The sequence below is a fragment of the Brucella grignonensis genome (genome assembly GCF_002252505.1).
Taxonomy (GTDB): Bacteria; Pseudomonadota; Alphaproteobacteria; order Rhizobiales; family Rhizobiaceae; genus Brucella; species Brucella grignonensis.
This window is the reverse complement of sequence record NZ_NNRL01000032.1, coordinates 1-1976: the sequence shown is the minus strand read 5'-3', so window position 1 is coordinate 1976 and position 1976 is coordinate 1. Positions and strand designations below refer to the sequence as shown.

Genomic DNA, 1976 nt, shown 5'->3' with positions numbered 1-1976 from the left:
AGAGTCTTCGGAGGACATGGTCATAGATTAGCTTGGGGGACGCTCATGTATTCGCCGATGATTGTGGATTCTCAAGCGGATACGGGGCAGACGGGGATGAATGCGGCGCATCTGGAAAAATTGAACGACCGACAACGTGCCGCAGTCGAGCACGGCGTTGGCTTGTCCGATGGCAAGGTCGGCGGCCCACTGCTGATCATCGCCGGGGCTGGTTCGGGAAAGACCAACACCTTGGCACATCGCGTCGCGCACCTGATCCTGTCGGGCGCCGATCCGCGCCGCATCCTGCTGATGACGTTCTCCCGGCGGGCGGCGGCCGAGATGGGAAGGCGTGTCGAGCGCATCTGCGCGAAAACGCTTGGAGAGAAGGCAGGCATCCTGACCGATGCGCTCGCCTGGTCGGGCACGTTTCACGGCATCGGTGCCCGATTACTCCGGGAATATGCGATCGAGCTCGGGCTCGATCCGCAATTTACCATCCACGATCGGGAGGATTCTGCCGACTTGCTCAACCTGGTGCGGCACGATCTCGGCTTGTCGAAGATGGAAAGCCGGTTCCCTGCGAAGGGCACATGTCTCTCAATTTACTCGCGGGCCGTGAACGCCGAAGCGCCGCTCGATGAGATCCTGCGCGCGAGCTTTCCGTGGTGTGCCGGATGGGAAAAGCAGTTGCGCGAGCTGTTCGCCGGCTATGTCGAGGCCAAGCAGGTCCAAAACGTCCTGGATTACGATGATCTCCTGCTTTACTGGGCGCAGACCATGGGCGATGCCACGCTTGCCGATGAGATCGGCGGACGCTGGGACCATGTGCTGGTCGACGAATATCAGGACACCAATCGGCTGCGGCGCTGGTGCAGCGAGGCTACCCGATAGAAGCCTGACTTTGTGGCGATTTCAGCGGATACGCTCGGAGATAGGCCTCGCGATAGCCATGTTGCGGTTGGCGATTCTGATGTGAATGGCGACCTCGTTCTGTTGAGAGCCGAAAGTGCGGGAAGTCAGGCGTCCGTCGTTGATGCGTTTGATGCGGGAGATGGCGGTTTCGACCAGAGAGCGCTTGCCGTATCCGTGGGCGATCTCCGCGGCATGCCGTTCCCGCTGGCTTCCGCTATGCGGTTCGCCCTTTTCGGGAATTGAGGGCTTGCCCGGCGGGATGACGATCTTCGGCGGCGATCTTGATGGTCGCGCCGCACGGATCGCCCGATAGACCGGCTCACCATCATAGGCTCCGTCAGCAATGACCGAGCGGATATTGCCGCCGGAATTGGAGACCAGATCGCCGGCGATTGCAGCATCAGAGGTATCGTCGTCAGTCAGTTCATGGGCAATAATCTCATTGTCGTCCGGGTTCACCGACAGGTGCAATTTGCGCCAGGATCGGCGCGTCTCTCCGTGTTTAGCCCTTGCCCACTCGCCCGCGCCATAGAACTTCAATCCCGTACTGTCGATGACAATGTCCACCGACACCTTGCGCGGCCAGCGATAGTCACAAACCTCGACGGTGCGCCGCCTCCTGGCCAAGGTCGTATGATCAGGTACAACCAGATCGACCTTCATTAGCTCCATCAGCGATCGGACAAAGCCCTCCGTCTGGCGCAGTGGAAAGCGGCACAGCGCGCCCAGCGTCAGGACGGTCTCGATCGCCAGATTGGAAAACTGCCTCTGACCGCCGGGCGTCTTTCGGCACGCAGCGCGCCAGCCGGCGATCGTATCATCCGACATCCAAAGACGGATATCGCCGCGCCGAACAAGGCCGGCATCATATTCCGACCAGTTCCTGATCCGGTACGCCGTCTTTGGTATCCGATGACGGCGAGGCGCGTGGAACTTGAACGGCATGCGAAAACTCAGACTGCTTGAAATCGCAACTCAACTACCATCAAAGCGGCCGCGATGCACCAACGCCGTGGGCGACTATCCGATACACCTTGCCGAATAACGCTGTTCCAGTCGAAATATTCTGGCAGGCATTGAAC

At 59.9% G+C, this 1976-nt stretch carries 1 protein-coding gene and 2 pseudogenes; 1 reads left to right on the top strand and 2 read right to left on the bottom strand.

All coding sequences use genetic code 11. From position 1 onward, the window contains the following. Positions 1–96: 96 nt before the first annotated feature. Positions 97–846: pseudogene (locus tag CEV33_RS00385) on the top strand (UvrD-helicase domain-containing protein); the annotation flags it as partial. Between the two features lie 48 nt (positions 847–894). Here the strand turns inward: CEV33_RS00385 and CEV33_RS00380 are convergent. Both CEV33_RS00380 and CEV33_RS24730 read right to left on the bottom strand, forming a co-directional pair. Next, positions 895–1839, bottom strand: a complete 945-nt coding sequence (locus CEV33_RS00380) for an IS5 family transposase (RefSeq protein ID WP_094538656.1) — start codon at positions 1837–1839, stop codon at positions 895–897. A 40-nt stretch (positions 1840–1879) separates the two neighbouring features. Further along, positions 1880–1976 (bottom strand): annotated as a pseudogene (locus CEV33_RS24730) (hypothetical protein); the annotation flags it as partial.

What these genes read in the sequence shown, in the direction of transcription:
- CEV33_RS00380 (WP_094538656.1), bottom strand. Translation starts at nt 1,839, where the DNA reads ATGCCGTTCAAGTTCCACGCGCCTCGCCGTCATCGGATACCAAAGACG.